The sequence below is a fragment of the Nannocystis bainbridge genome (assembly GCF_028368995.1).
Taxonomy (GTDB): Bacteria; Myxococcota_A; Polyangia; order Nannocystales; family Nannocystaceae; genus Nannocystis; species Nannocystis bainbridge.
Genome location: NZ_JAQNDL010000001.1, coordinates 1,939,008 through 1,957,799, shown reverse-complemented (window position 1 = coordinate 1,957,799; position 18,792 = coordinate 1,939,008). Strand labels below are relative to the sequence as shown.

Annotated in this window: 17 protein-coding genes; 5 read left to right on the top strand and 12 right to left on the bottom strand. The window is 71.9% G+C overall.

Annotated elements, in window-relative coordinates; all coding sequences use genetic code 11:
- Nucleotides 1–120 precede the first annotated feature (120 nt).
- Complete coding sequence (locus tag POL25_RS07600) at nucleotides 121–405, top strand: hypothetical protein (protein ID WP_272085242.1); 285 nt, start codon at nucleotides 121–123, stop codon at nucleotides 403–405.
- A gap of 830 nt (nucleotides 406–1,235) precedes the next feature.
- On the opposite strand, the gene POL25_RS07595 is transcribed toward POL25_RS07600, so the two are convergent.
- Nucleotides 1,236–2,339, bottom strand: coding sequence for a TolB-like translocation protein (locus POL25_RS07595; protein ID WP_272085241.1), 1,104 nt, complete (start codon nucleotides 2,337–2,339; stop codon nucleotides 1,236–1,238).
- Nucleotides 2,340–2,724: 385 nt separating this feature from the next.
- Between POL25_RS07595 and POL25_RS07590 the strand changes: the two genes are divergently transcribed.
- Nucleotides 2,725–6,198: a WD40 repeat domain-containing protein gene (locus POL25_RS07590; protein ID WP_272085240.1), complete on the top strand. Its 3,474-nt coding sequence runs from the start codon at nucleotides 2,725–2,727 to the stop codon at nucleotides 6,196–6,198.
- A gap of 26 nt (nucleotides 6,199–6,224) precedes the next feature.
- On the opposite strand, the gene POL25_RS07585 is transcribed toward POL25_RS07590, so the two are convergent.
- Nucleotides 6,225–6,653 carry a hypothetical protein gene (locus POL25_RS07585; protein WP_272085239.1) on the bottom strand — a complete coding sequence of 143 codons (429 nt, stop codon included), beginning with the start codon at nucleotides 6,651–6,653 and terminating at the stop codon, nucleotides 6,225–6,227.
- A gap of 117 nt (nucleotides 6,654–6,770) precedes the next feature.
- A complete protein-coding gene (locus tag POL25_RS07580) occupies nucleotides 6,771–8,180 on the bottom strand; it encodes a sensor histidine kinase (protein WP_272085238.1) in 1,410 nt (469 codons plus the stop codon).
- A 579-nt stretch (nucleotides 8,181–8,759) separates the two neighbouring features.
- Here POL25_RS07580 and POL25_RS07575 point away from each other — a divergent pair.
- Both POL25_RS07575 and POL25_RS07570 read left to right on the top strand, forming a co-directional pair.
- Complete coding sequence (locus POL25_RS07575; protein WP_272085237.1) at nucleotides 8,760–9,410, top strand: FAD-dependent oxidoreductase; 651 nt, start codon at nucleotides 8,760–8,762, stop codon at nucleotides 9,408–9,410.
- Entirely contained in the window at nucleotides 9,377–9,955 is a 579-nt protein-coding gene (locus POL25_RS07570; RefSeq protein WP_272085236.1) for an NAD(P)/FAD-dependent oxidoreductase, read from the top strand. Before POL25_RS07575 ends, POL25_RS07570 begins: the two co-directional genes overlap by 34 nt.
- Nucleotides 9,956–9,970: 15 nt before the next feature.
- Here POL25_RS07570 and POL25_RS07565 read toward each other — a convergent pair whose 3' ends face one another.
- The 7 genes from POL25_RS07565 to POL25_RS07535 all read right to left on the bottom strand — a co-directional run bounded on the left by POL25_RS07565 (nucleotide 9,971) and on the right by POL25_RS07535 (nucleotide 16,585).
- Nucleotides 9,971–10,579, bottom strand: a complete 609-nt coding sequence (locus POL25_RS07565; protein WP_272085235.1) for a histidine phosphatase family protein — start codon at nucleotides 10,577–10,579, stop codon at nucleotides 9,971–9,973.
- Between the two features lie 80 nt (nucleotides 10,580–10,659).
- Nucleotides 10,660–10,812, bottom strand: a complete 153-nt coding sequence (locus POL25_RS07560) for a hypothetical protein (RefSeq protein WP_272085234.1) — start codon at nucleotides 10,810–10,812, stop codon at nucleotides 10,660–10,662.
- A 260-nt stretch (nucleotides 10,813–11,072) separates the two neighbouring features.
- Complete coding sequence (locus tag POL25_RS07555; protein WP_272085233.1) at nucleotides 11,073–11,930, bottom strand: efflux RND transporter periplasmic adaptor subunit; 858 nt, start codon at nucleotides 11,928–11,930, stop codon at nucleotides 11,073–11,075.
- 191 nt (nucleotides 11,931–12,121) lie between these two features.
- Nucleotides 12,122–14,329, bottom strand: coding sequence for a peptidase domain-containing ABC transporter (locus POL25_RS07550; RefSeq protein WP_272085232.1), 2,208 nt, complete (start codon nucleotides 14,327–14,329; stop codon nucleotides 12,122–12,124).
- Between the two features lie 15 nt (nucleotides 14,330–14,344).
- On the bottom strand, nucleotides 14,345–15,304 hold the full coding sequence (locus POL25_RS07545) for an efflux RND transporter periplasmic adaptor subunit (RefSeq protein WP_272085231.1): 960 nt from the start codon (nucleotides 15,302–15,304) through the stop codon (nucleotides 14,345–14,347).
- Between the two features lie 8 nt (nucleotides 15,305–15,312).
- The gene (locus tag POL25_RS07540) at nucleotides 15,313–16,260 is read right to left on the bottom strand and encodes an ATP-grasp domain-containing protein (protein WP_272085230.1); all 948 of its coding nucleotides are present in this window, start codon (nucleotides 16,258–16,260) and stop codon (nucleotides 15,313–15,315) included.
- A gap of 100 nt (nucleotides 16,261–16,360) precedes the next feature.
- Nucleotides 16,361–16,585, bottom strand: a complete 225-nt coding sequence (locus tag POL25_RS07535; RefSeq protein WP_272085229.1) for a hypothetical protein — start codon at nucleotides 16,583–16,585, stop codon at nucleotides 16,361–16,363.
- Between the two features lie 643 nt (nucleotides 16,586–17,228).
- On the opposite strand from POL25_RS07535, the gene POL25_RS07530 reads away from it, so the two are divergent.
- Nucleotides 17,229–18,029 (top strand): OmpA/MotB family protein, encoded by an 801-nt coding sequence (locus POL25_RS07530; protein ID WP_272085228.1) that lies wholly within the window; start codon nucleotides 17,229–17,231, stop codon nucleotides 18,027–18,029.
- A 69-nt stretch (nucleotides 18,030–18,098) separates the two neighbouring features.
- Here the strand turns inward: POL25_RS07530 and POL25_RS07525 are convergent, their stop codons facing one another.
- A complete protein-coding gene (locus tag POL25_RS07525; protein ID WP_272085227.1) occupies nucleotides 18,099–18,359 on the bottom strand; it encodes a hypothetical protein in 261 nt (86 codons plus the stop codon).
- Nucleotides 18,356–18,652, bottom strand: coding sequence for a hypothetical protein (locus tag POL25_RS07520; RefSeq protein WP_272085226.1), 297 nt, complete (start codon nucleotides 18,650–18,652; stop codon nucleotides 18,356–18,358). Before POL25_RS07520 ends, POL25_RS07525 begins: the two co-directional genes overlap by 4 nt.
- Between the last annotated feature and the right edge of the window lie 140 nt (nucleotides 18,653–18,792).

The following is an 18,792-nucleotide window of genomic DNA, read 5'->3' as shown; positions in this document are numbered from 1 at the left end:
AAAGCATTTTGCAGGCAACGGGTCGCGAACAGGTCTTGACTCCTCGCTGCATTCTGCGAATCTCATGAGGACCGCGTCGCTCGAATGGGTCGGGGACGGCGGTACACTTTGGAGGTTTCTATGCGTTTGACTCAAATGTGGTCCCTGATGGCTGTGGTGCTGGCGTTCGGCGGGGTCGGTCTGGCTTCGCAGACCGCGAAGGCGATTTGTTGCAACGCGCCCCTCTGCCAGCGGGAGGAGCCGCCGTCCGTCTGCAACAACTGCGTCGAATGCCCTGGGGTCGAGGCCGAGCAGATGTCGGCGGTCCGCGAGATGGTGTACGACGAGGTCGAGGGGGTCTGCTACGAGACCGGCGACGTCGAGGCGGTGCCCTGCGAGGGCGCCGAGGCCGGTCCGGCGAACTGAAGCGCCTCGCGGCCGCAGAAGGCCGTGTTCGGAGGCCGAGGATCGACGGTCGCGCTGTCGTGAACCGGCGCGTCGGCGGTCGGCGTGAATCGTCGATTACATACCGGTGGTCGTGCATCGGCGGTAGGAATCGTCGCCAGCGTGGCGGCTGTCGTGAATCGATGCGGGATCCGGGTCCGCGCATTCGCAAGAGCTCCGCGGTCCGTTCGCGACGGATCGGGGGGAACTCGCCCTGGCGCTCGCCAGGGCGAGGATTGGCTTACTCCGACGAGTCCGTGGATTCGTCGGAGTGTCGGGCTATTGGGTCGGCAGCGGCCGCCGTGGGCCACGGACGTGGACGCGTTGGGTCCTTCGCGTCGGCCGCAGGCGTGGCTAGTTGCGCCTCGTCTGCATGGCTCACAACCTGCGAAATTTGTTTTCGCAGTCGGTCGCGCCGCATCCGCCGCTGCTCGGTGAGGCTACCCGCGCGGCGACAAGCGGGGCCGGCGACGCCCTCCGCAGGCGGGCACGGAGCGGCGGAGTGGGACGCAGGTGGGAGCGGCCGCAGGCAACCGCGCGCAGGCGCCATCGTCCGCGAAGTGCACACGAACCTGTCCCAAGCGACAGGTCGCCATCGAAGCCCGAGGGCGCCGAGCACGTTGCCTGGGAGGGCCCCGCCGCGGCGAGGGACCCGCTCCGCCGCTCCGTGCCCGCCGTCACCCAGCTCTCCAGGCCCCGCGTCTTCGGACGCGCCGTCACCCAGCTCTCCAGGCCCCGCGTCTTCGGACGCGCCGTCACCCAGCTCTCCAGGCCCCGCGTCTTCGGCCGCGCATCTATCTCAGGCAGGCCGCCTAGCGGCCGAGCGAGAGCACCCGGACGTCGATCGTCTCGCGCACGCAGCTCATGCCCGGCGGTTCGCCCGATGGGTCCGTGTACCACTCGACGCAGCGGACGGCGGAGTCGGCGATGAACAGCCCACCGCCGTCCCCGAACACCGGGCCCGCGACGGCCATCGCGTCGGCGGTCCAGAGCACGTCGGGCGGCATGCCGTCGGTGATGCGCACGACGGCGCCGCTGTCGTGGACCCCGTAGAGCTGCCCGCCCGCGTGGAGCAGCTCGCCCGGGAGCGCGGCGCCGCCGAGGTCGAGGACTCGCGGCGCGCCGCCGGTCCGCGAGACTCGCTCGATGGCCATGGGGTCGGTGCCCTGCGTCCGGAAGTAGTACACGTGCTCGCCGACCTCGACCCCGGTCGGGCGCTCGTCGCCGAAGCCTTCGACCAGCACGCTCGGCGGACCCCCGGCGACCGGCAGCGCGAACAGCAGGCGGTCGCTCGCGGCCGGGTCGGACTCCGGGAGGTAGCCGGCGGCGTAGACGACCCCGTCGGCGAGGTCGAAGTCCCAGCCGTGGCGGTGACGCGCGAGCACCCGGGTCTCGCCGCCGTCGACAGGGACGGCGAGCAGCTGCGACTCGTCGGGGAACCCGGACACCGCGGTGTTCCACACGACCGTCTCACCGTCGACGCGGAGCCGGTGGGCGTAACCGGCGAACTCGGCGAGCACGACCGGCGCGCCGCCAGCCGCCGGCGCGCTCAAGATCCGCGGGCCGACCGTGCCGTCGTCGCCAGCGATCCAGAAGAGCGTGCCATCGGCGAGCGCGAGGCCGTCGTTGAACGGCCGCGCGTCGGCGATCAACAGCTCTGCCGGGCCGCCACAGCGAGGCACGCGGTGGATCGCCCGTCCGTCGGCGAAGTACACGAACGCTTGGTCGGCGACCAGCTGATCCGGCGCGTACAGGTGGGTCGTCGCGTCGGTGAAGGTCGCCGTGTGGATCGCCGTGCCCGGCAGCACCTCGCACATGCCGGGGCCCTCCTCGGTGTCCGTCGTGTCCGTGCCGCCGTCGCCGGAGAGCGGACCACACGCGGCGAGGACGAGGACGCAAATGCGCAGGCGAGGCATTTTTCGAGTATGGCACGGTGCGCTGCGTCGTCGCGTTTTGACGCCGCCGCGTCCGCGGCGGGCCTTTTCGATCGTCGTGGGTGCTGCGGGCCGCAAAGCAGTGGACTTGTAGGTCTCGTGCCAGCGTTCGAGTTTGCCGTTGGGCTGTGGGTAACCGGTCGAGATCCGGACATGGGTCATGGCGGCGACGCGGATGAATCCCGTGAAGTCGTGGGCGATGCACCGCGGGCCGCAGCGGCAGCCTGCAACGACAGGCAATGGCGGCGGCATCGGTGCCAGCGCGGCAGAGGATCCGCCCGAGCGAGACCGAGGGGCGCGACCTGGCGCCGAGCAGGGTTCCTCCGGTGATGGATCGAGGGCGCGAAAACGGGTAGACCCGGAGGCGATGGCCATCGAAGTCCGCGGCAAGACCGTCGTCCTCACGGGGACTTTTTCGAAGTTGAAGCGCGCCGAGGCGGAGAAGCAGCTGGCGGCGCTCGGGGCCAAGATCGGGAGCAGCGTCGGCAAGACGACGCACATCCTGTTCGCCGGCGAGAAGGCGGGCAGCAAGATCGACGCGGCCGGGCGGCTCGGGATCATGGTGCTCGGCGAGGATGAATTGATGGCGGTGCTGGCCGGCGAGGACGCGGCGGCGAAGCCGGCCGCGGCGACGACGGTGGTCTCGAAATTCGCGGGGCTCGACGCGGACGCGGCTGGGCCGGCGCTGGCGAAGGCGATCGAGGCGCTGCCGTGGGATGCGTTCGAGGCCGACCGCGACCTGCCGCCGCTGCGCGAGGCGCTGTACGCCCACGAGGCGGCGCACGGGATCACGGCGGCGCACCGGGCCGCGACGGCGCGGGTGCAGGAGCTGGCGACGCTGGGGCACGCGCACGGGCACGACGTCGTGCCGGAGTGGAGCGCGCTGTCGGCCGACGGGCGCTTCCTCGCCACCGGGTCGTGGGTCGGGGCCGACTACGAGCGCGGCGGGGTGCTGCAGATCTGGGACGTGCGCGCCGGTCGCTGCGTGAACATCCTGCGGATCCACGGCGGCGTCGGCTGGCCCGACTACGGCGACTGCGTGCAATGGCGACCCGATGGCAAGCGCGTCGGCCTGGCGTTCGACACCAACGGGGTCGGCAGCTTCGATCCGTTCGCGGCCAGCGGCCAGCCCGATTCATGCGCGTACGTCACCGACGGGTGGAGCCGGCCGCCGTCGTGGGCGTGGTCGTCGAACAGCCGCGACGTGTACATCGCCTGCTGGGGGCCGAACCTGGCGCTGGGGGCGATCGTGCCGCTGACGGGGCGCAGCCCGAAGCCGCGGTGGTGCGAGTCGGCGGGCCTGTCCGACCCGAGCGATCCGAACTCGGAGCCGCGGCTGCAGCCGATGAAGGGGGTCGACTGGTCGCACTCCGATCGCATCATCGGCTACAGCGGGTGGTCGCAGCTGTTCGCGCTCGACTCGCGGACAGGCAAGCTGCTGTGGGAGCAGAAGGCCCACTCACCGGTGTCATTCTCGCCCGACGGCAGCGAGTTTGCGATGCACCCGGCGGGGATCGTCTATTACGACGCGAGCACGGGGCAGCCGAACGGCAAGCTGCCGATGCACGTGGGGGCGGCGTCGCTGCTCTATTCGCGCGACGGGTCGCGCCTGGCGGCGATCGTGGCGCCGGGCAATCCGTATGGCGCGGAGCCGGGGATCTTCATCTACGACGGGGGCAATTACCGCTACAGCCCGGACGCGCCGGCGCTGGCGACCGCGGAGGACGAGGACGAGGACGAGCAAGGCTCGTACGATTTCGCGTGGCGCCCTGACGGCAAGGCGGCGGCGATCTCGGTGAATGGTCGCTTGCAGCTGTGGGACCTCGGCGAGACGCCGACGCTGCGGCTCGACATCGCCGAGCCGAGCGGTGGGGTGAGCTACGGCGACGGGGTGCTGGTCAGCCACACGTCGAAGGGGCTGGCGTTCCTGCGCGAGCGCGACGGGGCGGAGATCGGGCGGTTCTTGCCGGCGGTCGAGGCCGACGGCGAGAGCCCGTTGATGTTCGGCGATGAGGACTACGGGGAGTCGTGGGATTGGAACCCGGCGTTCCCGCTCGACGGCGAGCGGGTGGCGGCGGCGCTGCCCGAAGGGGTGGTGATCGGGCCGCCGGAGGCGAGCGCGACGGTGGAGGAGGTCGACGCCAAGATCGCGTGGGTCGTCGGCCGCAAGTGGGCGTGGCCGTGGCGCTGGGGCGAGGCGAAGGTGTGGCCCGACGCGGCTTCGGCAGCGACCGACAAGGCGGCGCCGGCGGGGTTCAAGCGCAAGTTCGGGGCCAAGAAGGGCAAGGCGGCGCCGGTCCGCGCGGCCAAGTCGAAGGAGCTGCCGCCGGGCGGCACGCTCGACGACGTGGCGGCGCTGGTCGAGAAGGGGGTCCAGGGGATCGGCGAGAGCTATCACGGCAATGATTACCGGCGGAAGCTGGCCGAGCGGTCGATGGTGCTGGGGATGTTCGAGCGCGCGGCGGCGGCGGTCGACAGCGCCGATGGCTGGTGGACATGGGAGGACCCGTGGTTCGCGGCGTCGACCCGCGGCGAGGTGGTGGTGGCGGCGCTGGCGTGGCGCACGGCCGGGCCGCCGCTGACCGACGTGCAGACGGGCACGCTGCGCCGCTGGCTGGGCGAGGCAGAGAAGCTGCTGAAGAAGAAAGAGGCCAAGCAGCGCTCGCTGGCGCCGCCGCAGGCGATGATCGGCGCCGGCTGGGTGCTGCTCGGCGAGCGCGAACGCGGCGAGGCGCTGCTGGAGACGGCGGTCGCCGGCGCCGATCCGGAGAACAACGCGAGCGAGAACCGGCGCCCGATCGCCGAGGCGTTGACGGCGGTCGGCAGGATCCGCGAGGCGATCGACGTGCTGGCCGACGGCAAGGAGGAGCCGTCGTGGACGGAGACACCGCGGGCGTTCTCGACGATCTGCCCGCGCGCGTCGGTGGCCGAGCTGAAGCACCTGCTGAAGAAGATGAAGGCGCGCGGGGCGGCCAGCGAGTTCTCGCTGCTCGACCGCGGGCTGGCGCGGCTCATCGCGCTCAAGGCCTGGGACGAGGCGGAGGCGTGGATCGCGGCGAGCGAGGGGCTTTCGACGACGGCGGCGCAGTCGCGGCTGGTGACGGCGATGGCGGCCGCGGGCGAGTCGGCGCGGGCCGAGAAGGCGCTCGCCGCCGAGCTGGCGCCGAAGCACCCGAGCTGCGCGACGCACCTGCTGGCGCTGGCGCGCGTGGCCCCGGAGCAGGCGCGGCCGCACTTCGAGAAGATCGTCAAGGCGGCGGCCAAGCTGCACAAGGCGGGCGAGGGCGAGTTCCTGCGCGACCTGGCCGGCGTGGCGGCGACGCTGGATCGGCTCGAGGTGGCGGAGAAGCTCGAGAAGCTGGCGACCGACGCGGGCGAGCGGTTCGAGGCCCGCGTGGGCGTGCTGACGGCGCTCGACCCGAAGCACGGCGAATGGCAGCAGTGGTTCACGCGGGCCCGCGAGGAGCTGCCGAAGCGGCGCCACACGGTGCAGCAGCTGGCGGGGCTGGCGTTCCGCGGCGGGCTGACGGACGTGGCGAAGACGCTGCTCGACCAGGCGATCGAGCAGGCCCGCGCCGAGAGCTACCCGGACGTGGTGCTCGAGGAGGTGAGCAAGGTGATGAGCGAGTTCGGCGACCAGGCGGGGGCCCACCGCGCCTTCATGGCGATCAGCAAGGGCATGCGCTCGTATCGCAACGGGGCGCTGCTCGACGCCTACGAGGCGCGCGGGCAGTACGCGGCGGCGGTCGAGATCTTGCGGCAGATGCCGCAGGGGCTGAACGGGGCGCCGCAGCGCGGGCTGCAGATGCTGCTGAAGGCGACCGACCGCGACGGTTTCTAGGCGGGGCCGGAGCGGAGTCCGGCGCGTCAGCGCGGGCCAGGCGGCGGGGCGGGGACAGCGAGCTCGGGCGCGAACTCGGCGGTGAGCTCGGCGACCAGCTCGGCCTCGAGCTCGGGCTCGAGCTCGGCGGCGGGCTCGGTCGCCAGCTCGGCCTCGATCTCGGCGTACGGGCGGCGGTCGGTGGTCGAGAGATCGCAGGCGACGCCCGGGTCGTCGGAGAACTCTTCGTCGGTCAGCAAGCGGCCGTCGGCGACGTCTTCGCCGGTGGCCCAGCGGTGGTGCTCGACGCAATCACCGCCGCGCTTGTGATGGTGGTGGCCGTTCACCGAGTCGGTGGCCCACACGCCGTGGCCGCAGTCGTGGCCGCGCTTGTGGTGATGATGGCCGGCCGCGTCCGAGGTCGCCCACCAGCCGTGATGGCAATTCTCGCCGCGCTTGTGATGGTGATGTCCCATGTCTCCTCCGGCCACCAAGCGTTGCGCGGATCGGCGGCGAAGCATGGGCGTGCGCGCGAGCGGGTGACCGCGGCTACGAACGGCGCGAGAAACCGCGCGCGGGCCGGCGCGCGCGGTTCAATGCGAGAGGGAGCGCAGGGCGGTCAGCGGGGCGGCCACGGCGCGGCGGGGCGGCAGCGTGGGGACGCGGGCCGGCGCGGGCTCGGCGGTCCAGCGGCGCGGGACGGCGATCGTGAAGGTGGTGCCGACGCCGAGGCGGCTGGTGACGTTGATGCAGCCGCCGAGCAGCTGGACGATCTCGCGCGTGAGCGCGAGCCCGAGGCCGGTGCCGCCCTGGCGCCGCGTGGACTTGTCGTCGACCTGCACGAACGGCATGTAGATCCGCTCGAGGTCGTCGGCGGCGATGCCGATGCCGGTGTCGACGACCTTGAACTCGATGCTCGTCTCGCCGCGGCCGTAGACCTTGTGGATCGACAGCTCGATGGTGCCGCCCTCGGTGAACTTGCAGGCGTTGCTGAGCAGGTTGAGCAGGGCCTGGCGCAGGCGGACCTCGTCGGTGAACACGGCCCCGGAGGCGTCGCCCGAGACGACGAGCCGGTTGCGGTGTACGCCCGCGAGCGGCGCGGCGAGGCTCTGCAGGCGCGCCACGAACTCGCTGAGGTCGAACCAGTCGGCCCGGACCTCGAACTTGCCGACCTCGACCTTGGAGAGGTCGAGGATGTCGCTGATGATGGCGAGCAGGTGACTGCCGGCGCCGTGGATCTTGGTCAGGTCGGCGCGCACGCCCGGATCGTCGGTGTCCTCCTCGAGCATCTCGGAGAAGCCGATGATCGCGTTGAGCGGGGTGCGCAGCTCGTGCGACATGTTGGCGAGGAAGATGCTCTTGGTGTTGTTGGCCAGGTCGGCGCGCTCGCGGGCGACCTTGAGGTCCTCGACGGCGCGGTTCTGCCGGCGGAACAGGTCGCGGCTGCGGGTGGCGTCGATGAAGGCGGCGGTCGCCGTCGTCACCAGCAAGGCGTCGAGGATCATCAGCTTGCCGAAGTTGTAATAGGGGCCGTGGCTGCTGGGCGGGAGGTACACCAGCATGAGGGTGGTGAGCGCCAGGTTGAGCGCGAGCATCCACCAGATGAACCGCGGGCGCAGGGCGAGGCCCGAGATGATCACGCCGAGCGCCATAAACCAGATGCCGTCGTTGAGCCCGTGGAAGCGGAACAGGATCGCGGCGGCGACGCTGAGGCTGAGGTTGGCGCTGACGAATATGCCGGCGAGGTCGACCCAGCCGCGCCGCGCGAACATGATACCGAGGCTATAGTTGCATATCACCGAGGCGAGCACGACGAAGCTCATCGGCAGGTCGCCGGCCGGATCGGCGAGGCCGATCGGGATCGCCAGCAATACGGTGATCGCGGCGAAGGTGATACAGAGGGTTATGAACGACCGCGCCCGCCGGACCACGTCGTGATCCTCGCTGCGGACGGTGAACAGTCCCCGCAACAACAATGAACCGGTGGATAACACCTCAGGCATGACCGGATAGCGGGAGGTTGGCATACGCCGGGTCGGGGCGCCACGGACGACAGGGCGTCAAAGATGATGCAAATTTGCAGGGAGAAGCTTTGTAGAGGTAGCTGTAGGGTTGATGCCAGGGTGGGCAAACTGCAGAGTCTGGCGGAGATACACGCACTTGTCCTAGCGTGAATGGCCGGTGCGCCAGTCTGCCTGTGAAGAAGGCATAATGAGTGGTGGCGCGATTTCGTACGACCGGCGAGTCGTGGCAATCTGCGGGGCAATGGCACGAGTTTGCGGGGGCGGGCGCGCGGGCAATGGCAGGTGGATGACGCCGCTCCGCCAGAGGCTGGTCGCCGGTTTGGCTCGCTCGTGCGCACGCGCGCCCTGACGTGATTGGACGCGTGCTCGCTGCCTGCCACGGGGCCCGTCGTGGGGACGCAGGAGAGATCTCGGCGGAGCGAGCAGTGCTGTCGCGGCGGTCGCGATCGCGGGCCGAGACCGAGGCGCGACGCGTGTCCTGAATCGATGCACCGGACTCGGCCGCGGCGCGGGCCCGGTGGGCCGGACAGAACTGTGTTAGCTTGCCCGTCCGCGCGCATGGCCCGTCTCACCCGCGAGCGAAATCTCCGTACCGGCCGCTCGTTGTGGACCCTCAGCCCGGGCCTCGGGGTGCCGGTGCGGCCGCTGACGGAGGCGATCGCGGTCGATGTGGCGGTGGTCGGCGCGGGCGTCAGCGGGGCGCTGATGGCCCGCGAGCTGGCCCGCGATCACACGGTGGCGGTGCTCGACCGCCGGGCGCCGCTGATGGGCTCGACGATCGCTTCGACGGCGCTGATCCAGTGGGAGATCGATCGCTCGCTGGTCGACCTGGGACGGCGCGTCGGTCCGGCGCGGGCGCGGCGGGCCTATGCGCGCTCGTACGCGGGGGTGGCGGCGCTGCGCGAGATCGTGGCCGAGGATCGGATCCGCTGCGGGCTGCAGCCGCGGGCGACGCTGTACGTGGCCGGTGACCTGTACGGAGCGCGGGCGCTGGAGGAGGAGGCGGCGGCGCGGGCCGAGCTGGGGCTGCCCAGCCGGTTCGTGGCGGCGGAGGAGCTGCGCGAGCGGTTCGCGGTGCCGCGCACGGGGGCGATCCTGTCCGAAGGGTCAGCTTGCGCCGACCCGGGGCGATTGACGGCAGGGCTGCTGCGCCGGGCGATCGATCGCCGGTCGAGGTGGCGGAGGCTTTCGGCGATCCGGAGGGGGTGACGCTGACGACGACGGCGGGGCCGGCGGTGCGCGCCCGGGCGGTGGTGTTCTGCTGCGGCTATGAATTCCCGAAGTGCGTGCCGACCGACGGGGCGAAGGTGGTGTCGACCTGGGCGCTGGCGTCGCGGCCGCGCACGCGCTGCCCGGAGTGGCTGAAGCGCACGCTGGTGTGGGAGGCGTCGTCGCCGTACCTGTATGTGAGGACCACGCCCGACGGCCGGGTGGTGGCCGGCGGCGAAGACGAGGACGGGCCGACGGCCCACGCCGACCCGGAGCGGCTGCGCCGCAAATGCGCGCAGGTGGTGGCGGCGCTGGGCGAGCTGCTGCCGGCATTGACGCTGAAGGTCGAACACCGCTGGGCCGGCGCGTTCGGGACCAGCGCCACCGGGCTGCCGCGCATCGCGGCGGTGCCCGGGCTGCCGCACGCGTGGGCGGTGATGGGGTTCGGCGGCAATGGCATCACGTACTCGGCGATCGCCAGCGAGATCGTGGCGGCGGCGATCCGGGGCGAGCGAGATCCGGACGCGGACCTGTTCGAGGCGTGACCGCGCCGGCGCGGCTCACGGGCGGTAGCGCAGCTCGAGCGTGTGGACCTGGCCGCGCGCGCCCGGCAGGGTGACGACGAACAGGCGATCGTAGGCGTCGTCGGGGAGGTTCGGCTGGCCGCCAGATTCGACGGTGTCGCGCACCTGGCCGCCGAGCGCCTCGACGAGGCCGGGCACGGTGTTGGAGTGGCCGGCGACGACCGCCACCGCCCCGGCCGGGAGCGCGCGCAGGGCCGCGACGAGCTCCTGCGGGGCGCCGGCGGGCAGGACGGCGATCTGCACGCCGGTGGCGTCGGCGAGCGGGCGCAGGGTCGCCTGGGTGCGCCGGTATTCGCTGGCGAACAGGTGGGTGACGCCGGCGCGCACGAGCAGGGCGGCCAGCGCCTGCGCGCGCGCCTCACCGGCGGGGCTCAGGCCCGGATCGCGCGGATCGTCGGTGGCCTTCTCGCCGTGGCGCGTGAAGAGGACGGTGGTGAGGGCCACGGCGGCCTCGGGCTCGGGGGCCGACGCGGGGGCGGTGGAGGGCGTGGCGGGCTTGCAGGCGCTCGTCGGCAGGGCGAGCAGGCCCGCCAGGCCGAGCGCGGCGCCCAGACGTCGGCGCGAACACAGGAGGGGGCGAAGCATGGATGTGTCTCGGATGCGCGCGGCGGGCGGGAGGTTTCTCGGCGCGCGACGAACGCGAGAAAATCATTGGACGAGGTCGGTCAGTAGCGCTGGTGGGCGATCGCCTCCTCGACGAGGTCGAGCTGCGATCCGTCCCAGCTCCACAGGTTCTCGACCTGCAGCCCGTGGCGCGGGCCCCACAGAGTGCCGGGTCCATGACCTCGCGCGCGGGGATCGGTCGGGCGGCGTGGCACTGATGGGCGTGTTCCAGCAGCCGGCGTTGCCAGTCGGCCTGGTCGCGCGAGGGCGGGCGGGCAGGGCTGGTCGGCGCGGCGGTTGGTCGGCCGCGGCCTTGCGCTTGAAGAGGTCGAAGAGGCCCACGCCACGACCTTATCGCGGATGGCGCGGCGGCACGAGGGCTCAGCGGCGAACGGGCGACCGGCGGATCGTTCGCGTTTGAGTGAACATAAATTTGAAGACATGTTCTTTGGGGCATGTCCCGAGAGGCATGCGTTCAGTCGCCGGCGAAGCGGACCTCGGCGACGGTGCCGACGCGCAGGGCCGCGGCCTGGTCGCCGGCGAGGCGCGCCTCGGCGAAGATCAGCCGGGTGCCGACCTCGATCTCGGGGGCGATCGTGATCACCTCGGCGGCGACCTCGGGGCCGCCGGCGAAGCGCACGCTGACGGGGGCGCCGAGGCGCAGGGCCTGGCTGCGGGCCTCGGGGACGGCGAAGCGGAGCACGCGGGCGTCGGAGATCAGGCGCACGACCGGCTCGCCAGCGGTCAAGGTGGCGCCGGCGTCGACGTGGCGGCTGGCGATGACGCCGGCGAACGGGGCCCGCAGCTCGGCCTCGGCGATCCGCGCGGTGGCCTCCTCCATCTTGCTGCGCTGCTGCGACATCGAGGCCCCGGCCCCGCGCTTGCGGGCGGCCGCGAGCTTCTCGGCGTAGCGCTGCTCGCGGAGCTCGGCGCGCGAGACGTAGTCCTCGAGCTGCTCGACGTCGGCGCGGGTGACCCGGGCCCGATCGAGCTCGAGCTCGAGCCGCTCGAGCTCGGCGCTCGAGGCCTTCCACGCGGCGGTCGCGGCCGCGAGCTCGCTGCGATCGCCGCGCACGTCCATCTCGGCGACGACCTCCCCCTGGTCGACGTGGTCGCCGACCTCGAGGTCGAGCCGCTCCAGCCGCGAGAAGCCGGACGAGACCAGCACGACCTCGGCCTCGGGCACCAGCACGCCGACCATCGGCGCGGGGGCGAGGGCGGGCGCGGTGGTGGACGCGGGGCGGTGCTCGGCCGGGGCGGCGTCGACCCGTGCGGGCGCGGGCTCGCTGCAGGCGGCGAGCAGGGCGGCGAGCAGGCATGGCACGAAGGACATGTCCGCGAGGACATGTCGTGCCGTGGCGACGAATCGCCGGCGGGCGGGCGAGCGCGGCGGCTGTGGCCGGTCGGGCAGCGCGGCATGACGCTGCCGGGTTCGCAAGCCCGCGCCGGTCGAGGTGTCGAGATGTCTCTCGGGGCATGTCGAGAGGGACATGTCCGAACGAGCATCCATTTTGTACGGGAGCGTCACGGCGCCTCCCTCTCGTAGAGCCGGCGGTACGGCGGGCAGCGCTCGAGCAGGTCGCCGTGGCGGCCGGCGTCGACCAGGCGGGCCTGGTCCATCACCAGGATGACATCGGCGGCGATCACGGTGCTGAGGCGGTGGGCGATGACGATCCGGGTGCAGTCCAGGGCCGCGAGCGAGCGCTGGATCGCCGCCTCGCTGATCGTGTCGAGGTTGCTGGTGGCCTCGTCGAGCAGCAGGATCGCGGGCTTGCCGGCGAGGGCGCGGGCGAGGGCGAGCCGCTGGCGCTGGCCGCCCGACAGCGAGGCGCCGCCGTCGGCGAGGATCGTCTCGTAGCCCATCGGCAGGGCGGCGATGGCGTCGTGGATCGCGGCGCCGCGGGCGGCTTCGACGACCTCGTCGAGGGTCATGTCGGGGCGGCCGAAGGCGATGTTGTCGCGGATCGACACGCCGAACAATTCGCCGCGCTGGGTGACGACGCCGAGCTGCTCGCGCACGCTGCGGAGGTCGAGGCCGGCGAGGTCGAGGCCGTCGTAGAGCACGCGGCCCTGCTGCGGGCGGTAGAGACCGACCAGCAGCTTGGCGAGGGTCGACTTGCCGGCCCCGGAGGCGCCGACGACGGCGACGAACTGACCGGGGGCGATGTCGACCGAGACCTCGACGACGGCCGGCGGGACGCTGTCGGAGTAGCGGAACGAGATCGCCTCGGTCTGGATCCGCCCGGTCAGCCGCGGCGCGCGCTTGACCTTGCCGGGGTCCTGCTCGGGCTCGGACTGCATGACGTCCTCGATGCGCTCGAGGTAGCTGCCGAGCAATTGGAACTTGAGGGTGACGGCGACCAGGGCCGAGAGCGGGCCGAGGAAGCCAGCGCCGAGCGCCGACAGGCCGAGCATGGCGCCGAGGCTGAGCTCCCCGCTCAGCACGAGGGTGGCGCCGGTGCCGAGGATGATGAGCGGCGCGGCCATGCCGAAGCTGGCCAGCAGGGCGCCGACGAGGGCGTCGAGCCGGCCGCGGCGCAGCGAGACGTTGAGGGCGTCGACGAACAGGTTGGACCAGCGATCGACGGCGCGGAACTCGGCGCCCATGCTCTTGAGGGTCTCGATGCCGCCGAGCAGCTCGACCTCGTAGCTCGAGGTCTTGGCCTGGGCGGCCAGGCTCTCGCTCATCAGCTCGCGCTGGATCCGCCGCGTGGCCCAGTAGAGCGACAGCTGCACGACCGCGAGCGCGACGACGACGCCGCCCATCAGCGGGCTGGCCCAGAAGATGAGCACGAGGTAGAGGCTGACGAGGGTGCCGTCGAGCACGGCCGAGAGCGCGCCGGAGGTGAGGATCTCGCGGACCACGGCGTTGCTGCCGAGGCGCAGCATGAGGTCGCCGGTCGAGCGCCGCTGGAAGAAGGCGAACGGCAGGTCGACGAGGTGGTCGAGGAAGCCGATCGTCATGTCGGCGTCGAGCAAGGTGCGCAGCTGGACCAGCAGGTTGGCCCGCACCCACGCGCTGATGAAGGTGAAGATCACCGTCATCACCAGGCCGAAGGCGAGCACCTGCAACAGGTCGAGGTCGCCGCGCGGGATGATGCGGTCGACCAGCAAGGTGGTCATCAGCGGCAGCGCCAGCGCCAGTAGCTGGACCAGGACGGACATCATCAGCGCGCGGGTCCACAGCGCCGGGTGAGCGAGGATCCGCGCGAGGTAGCGGCGCACGAGCGGGCGCTTGCGGGCCTCGGGCGAGAAGGCCTCGCCGGGCTCGAGCAGCAGGGCGACGCCGGTGAAGGACTGGTCGAACTCGGCGGGCGAGACGCGGCGGCGACCGTGGGCCGGGTCGAGGATGTGGACGCCGCGGCGGTCGAGGCGATCGAAGACGACGAAGTGGTTGAACTCCCAGTGGAGGACGGCGCCGCGCGGGACCAGGCCGAGGTCGTCGAGGTCGTCGACCTGGACGCCGCGGCCGCGCAGGCCGTAGCTGCGAGCGGCGCGGAGGATGCCCAGCGCGCTGACGCCGTTGTGGTCGGCGCCCATGGCGGCGCTCAGCTCGTCGATGCCGACGTGGCGGCCGTGGTAGCGCAGCACCATCGCCAGGCAGGCGGCGCCGCAGTCGGCGGCGGTCATCTGCTGCACGTGCTCGAGCTGGCCGCGCGGCCCGGAGGCGCCCAGCCGGCTGAGCGCCGGGAAGCGGCGAGACAGCGCGCGGTCGGGCTCGGGCGAGGTCATGACGGGCGGCCGATCTCAGAGTTGTTGCAGCGCCGGGACCAGGGTCTCCAGCAGCGTCGCCGAGCGCACCTTGGCCTCGAGCGTGCCCTGCATGCCGTCGTAGACGCGGTACTCGGTGCCGTCGGCGACGAAGGTGTCGGCCGGCAAGACGGTGACGACGACCACCACCGGGCCGCTGAGGTCGAGCGCGCCCTCGCGGTCGCGGCCGAGGTAGCGCATGGCCTCGGCCGGACCGACGACCTCGTCGGCGACCGTGCGCACGACGACGTCCTGGCGGCTGTCGGGGAAGCCCTCGAGCGCGAGCGACAGGCGGGTGTCGGCGGCGCCGAGCAGCGGCCGGTAGTGGCCGGGGAACAGGCCGACGACGACGGTCTGGGCGGCGTCCTGCTCGACCGCGACGACGGCGTCGCCGGGCGCCAGCGCCTGGCCCGGGCGCACGCGCACGTCGGACACCACGCCGGGCTCCGGCGCGACCACCGAGCGCTCGGCCGCCCGCGCGCGCGCGAGCTGCAATTGGCCGTCGAGCGCGGCCAGGCGCTCGCGCCGGGTGTCGTCGGCGGGGGCCCGCAGCAGCTCGACCAGGCGCTGCTCGTACTCTCGCTCGACGCGCGCGAGCTCGGCCCGCTGCGAGGCGTCGTCGAGGCGCACCAGCACCTCGCCGGCCTCGACGCGCTGGCCGAGGCGCACGGGGATGCTCTGCACGGTGCCGGAGGCGGAGGTGGTGACGACGAGCCGACCCTCGCGGCGGACCACCGCGCGGCCCTCGGCGTACTCGCCGACGCGCACGGTGGCGGCGAACACCAGGCCGGCGCCGACCAGCAAGAGGGTCACGGTGACGGCCCAGCGCGTCCAGGTGGGGACGATGTGCAGCGGGTGCCCGGGCCGCGAGGCGCCGCGGTGGGCCGCGAGGGCGGCGTCGCGAAACACGACGCGCCGCGCGGCCTGGTCCGCCTCGTGGTTTCTGGGCTCGCTCACGGTGTCCCTCAGGCGCCGCGTCGGCCCCGATGCGCGAGCAGAGCGTCGCACAGCGGGCCGCGGATGTCGACGCCGGCGCGGGCCTCGAAGCCGAGGAACATCGCCGAGGGGTTCAGCTCGAGGATCCTGGAGCGGCCGTGGCGGTCGGCCTTGATGTCCATGCCGGTGTAGCGCAGGCCGATGATCTCGGCCGCGCGCACGCACTCGCGGGCGACGGCGTCGTCGAGCGCGATCGGCTCGATGCGCTGCTCGTTCTGGCGGAAATCGATCGCGTCGGTGACGATCCGCAGGGCGCACACGACGGCGCCGTCGATCACGTAGACGCGCACGTCGTCGCCCGGCAGCAGCTCCTGGAAGCACACCGGCGCGGCCTGGAGCTTGTCCAGGCGCTCGTCGACGAGGTCCTTGGCCTCGACCTTGCGGGTCGCGGCGCCGCCGGCGACCGGCTTGTAGACGACGTCGCCGTGGAGGTCGCAGAACCGCCGCACCGCCGCGGGATCGTTGGTCCACAGCGTGGCCGGCACCGGCAGGCCGGCGGCCTGCAGCAGCGCGATCTGGTACGGCTTGGTGATGTTGTGGGCGGTGCCCGTCGGGTTGTAGAACGCGGCGCCCAGCGCCTCCCAGCGCAGCAGGATCGCCGACAGCAGGGTCGAGCGCTCGCGGAACGCCAGGGTCGTGCGCCGCCAGTCCTCCTTCATGGCCTCGTCGGCGTCGACGCCGTAGGCCGCGGGGCTCTGGTAGAGGCTGCGCACGTACACGGCCGCGGGGCGACCGACGCGGCGGCCCGCGATCACGATGTCCTCGGGCGCCTCGCCGAGCGCGATCGGCAGGTCCTCCGGGAACTGCTGGGCGTCGAGCACCACCGGCTCGCAGCCGCGGGCGCGCACTCCCTCGAAGACGGCGGCCGCGTGCGGATCTTGGAGCGAGCCGACGATGACGATCGGAGAATCGGACATGGAAAAACGCCTGGAGAGTACGAGGTTGCAGGGGCGAGCGACGCGGACGAAGCGGCGAGCGCCGGGGGCAGACGAGCCGCCCCCGGCGCTCGCAGACGGGCTATTCCTCGCCCAGCGCCTTGGTGGTCGGGCCGCCGCCCTCCTCGCCGATGGCGAGGGTGGTCATCGGCGGGTCCTCCTCGCCGATGGCGAGCGTGGTGGGCTCCGGGCCCTCCTCGCCGAGGGCGAGCGTGGTGTAGATCGGGCCCTTGCCGCCGGTGACCTGGCCGAGGTCCTCGATGAACAGGTCCTTCAGCTGCTTCTTGCTCTTCTTGTCGTTCTTCATGACGTTCTCTCTGTATTGCGGGTAATGACCAATGGAATGGTGGACGGACGCGCATTCGTCCGCGCGTACGAATGCGCTCACTCGGAGGCGCCATTCGCGCCCCGAAGTGGTACTGAGAATGCACGATCGGCCCCGTTCAGGCCCAGTTATTTTTTCGTCGTCACGTCCGCTCGTAGTCACGCCGATCACGCCCGATAGTCGTGATCCGTCCGTGAGGACGGTGCAACGGCGCCCCCAACGATGTTCTTCGTGCGGCCCTAGGCCCCCACGCGGGAGAACTCCGCGCTGATCCTCGGGATTATGCTGTGTGTATCTCCGCCCCTTCGCGGGGAGTCCGCACATTGCGCGACGAACGCTGCGGGTAATTCCCGATCGCCGGTGATCGCCCGATCGCTGAATGATAGCCGTGATCGACGTCACCGGAGCGGCCGCGCAACGCCGTGTCCGAGCCGACCGGTCGGCGGACATCGCGACCCGAGGGCGGCAAACGCGGGCGCGGCCCGTCCGCTACAATGACCATAGTGTCACATTCGGCGCAGGCCCCGCGAGCTCGCGTGCGGGCCAGCGACCCCGACCGTGGCCCGCGGAGCCGATCGACGATCGCGGGCTCCCGCGCCGGCCGCGAGTCCGCTACGCTTTCGCCATGCCGAACAAGCATCTCCGTGCAGTCGTCGCCGTCGCGGCATTCATCGCAGGCTCTGCCTGCGGCGCGCAGCAACCGGGCGGGTCCGGCTCCGCAGCTTCACGCGAGGCCGAGCCCGGCGCGAACCCGCGGGTGCAGCAGCTCGAGGAAGAGCTGGCCGCGGCCAAGCGCGAGCTCGACGCGCAGAAGGCCGAAGGCGAGGTCCTGCGCAAGTCGGAGACCGAGCTCAAGGTCAAGGCCGACGAGGCCGAGGCGCTGCAGAAGAAGCTGACCGAGGTGGTCGGCAAGTTCGGCGACGTCACCACCGAGGACGGGATGGTCCGCGTCGAGCTGATCGACAAGATCCTGTTCCCGGTCGGCGAGGCCGACCTCACCGACAACGGCCGCGAGGTGCTGGCGCAGGTCGGCGCGGCCCTGAAGGACATCGAGGACAAGCAAGTGTGGGTTCAGGGGCACACCGACGACTCGCCGATCGTGATTCGCAAGCCGAAGAAGGGCGAAGAGGCCAAGGCCAAGAAGGGCGACAAGGCCGACAAGACCGCCAAGGCCGACCCGAAGGCCGCGAAGGGCGAGGAGCCGCCGGCCCCCAACGACGCGGTGCTGCCGTTCGTCACCAACTGGGAGCTGTCGGCCGCGCGCGCGCTGACCGTCGTCCACTATCTTCAGGACGAGACGAAGATCGATCCGTCGCGGCTGGCCGCGGTCGCGTTCGGTCAGTACCGCCCGAGCAGCAAGTCGAAGGCGAAGAACCGCCGCATCGAGATCGTGCTGTATCCGAAGGCGAAGCTGGCGCCGAAGTGACACGGACGAGCCCGGCTGGCATCCCGCGAGGGACCGAGGATGCCAGCGGGCGCGACCGCGGGGCTGAGATCAGTAAGGGTCGGGGACGCGGATGTACTCGACCTCCCACGCGGAGCCGTCGGTCGTGACATAGGCGACGTGCATTCGCGTCTCGGTCACTTCGATCTGCCCGCTGCCCGCGCGCCAGCCGGCGACGTCGCCCTCGACGCGATACATGCCCTCGGGGAGCTCCTCGGGGCAGGGCTCGTTGCAGCCGAGACCGGGCGAGGCGGCGCCGAGGGCCGTGGCGGCGACGAACAGCACAGTGTTGCGAAATCGTTGCAGCGTCATGGTTCGCTGTCCCGGCTGATATGGAGGAAGAGCACCTCGTTGCCGGCGTCGTCGACCGTGGTGAACGTGCGCTCCGCGAGCCGGAGGACCGCGTGGCCTGACCACACCTGCGCCGAGGGATCGCCGTCGCCGGCGACGCGACGGACCTCGTGCAACTCGCCATACTCGTTGTCTTCGCAATCGAGGGAGTAGGCCCGCGCGTCGCGGGTGCGGAGGGCCGCTCCGAACGAGAGTCCCGCCGCGACACAGAGTGCGGCGGCGATCCAGCTGTTGCGCTCGTACCAACGTCTCATGAGGAGTCCTCCCGGGCGAGAATACGCGGCCCGCTCGATCGGGCCGCGCATGCCCGGAGTCGCCGCCGCGGGGGGAAAAATTGCGGGTCGCTCCAAAAGAGGAAGCGGAGCCTGCTGGCGCGAGGCCGGGTCTCACGGGC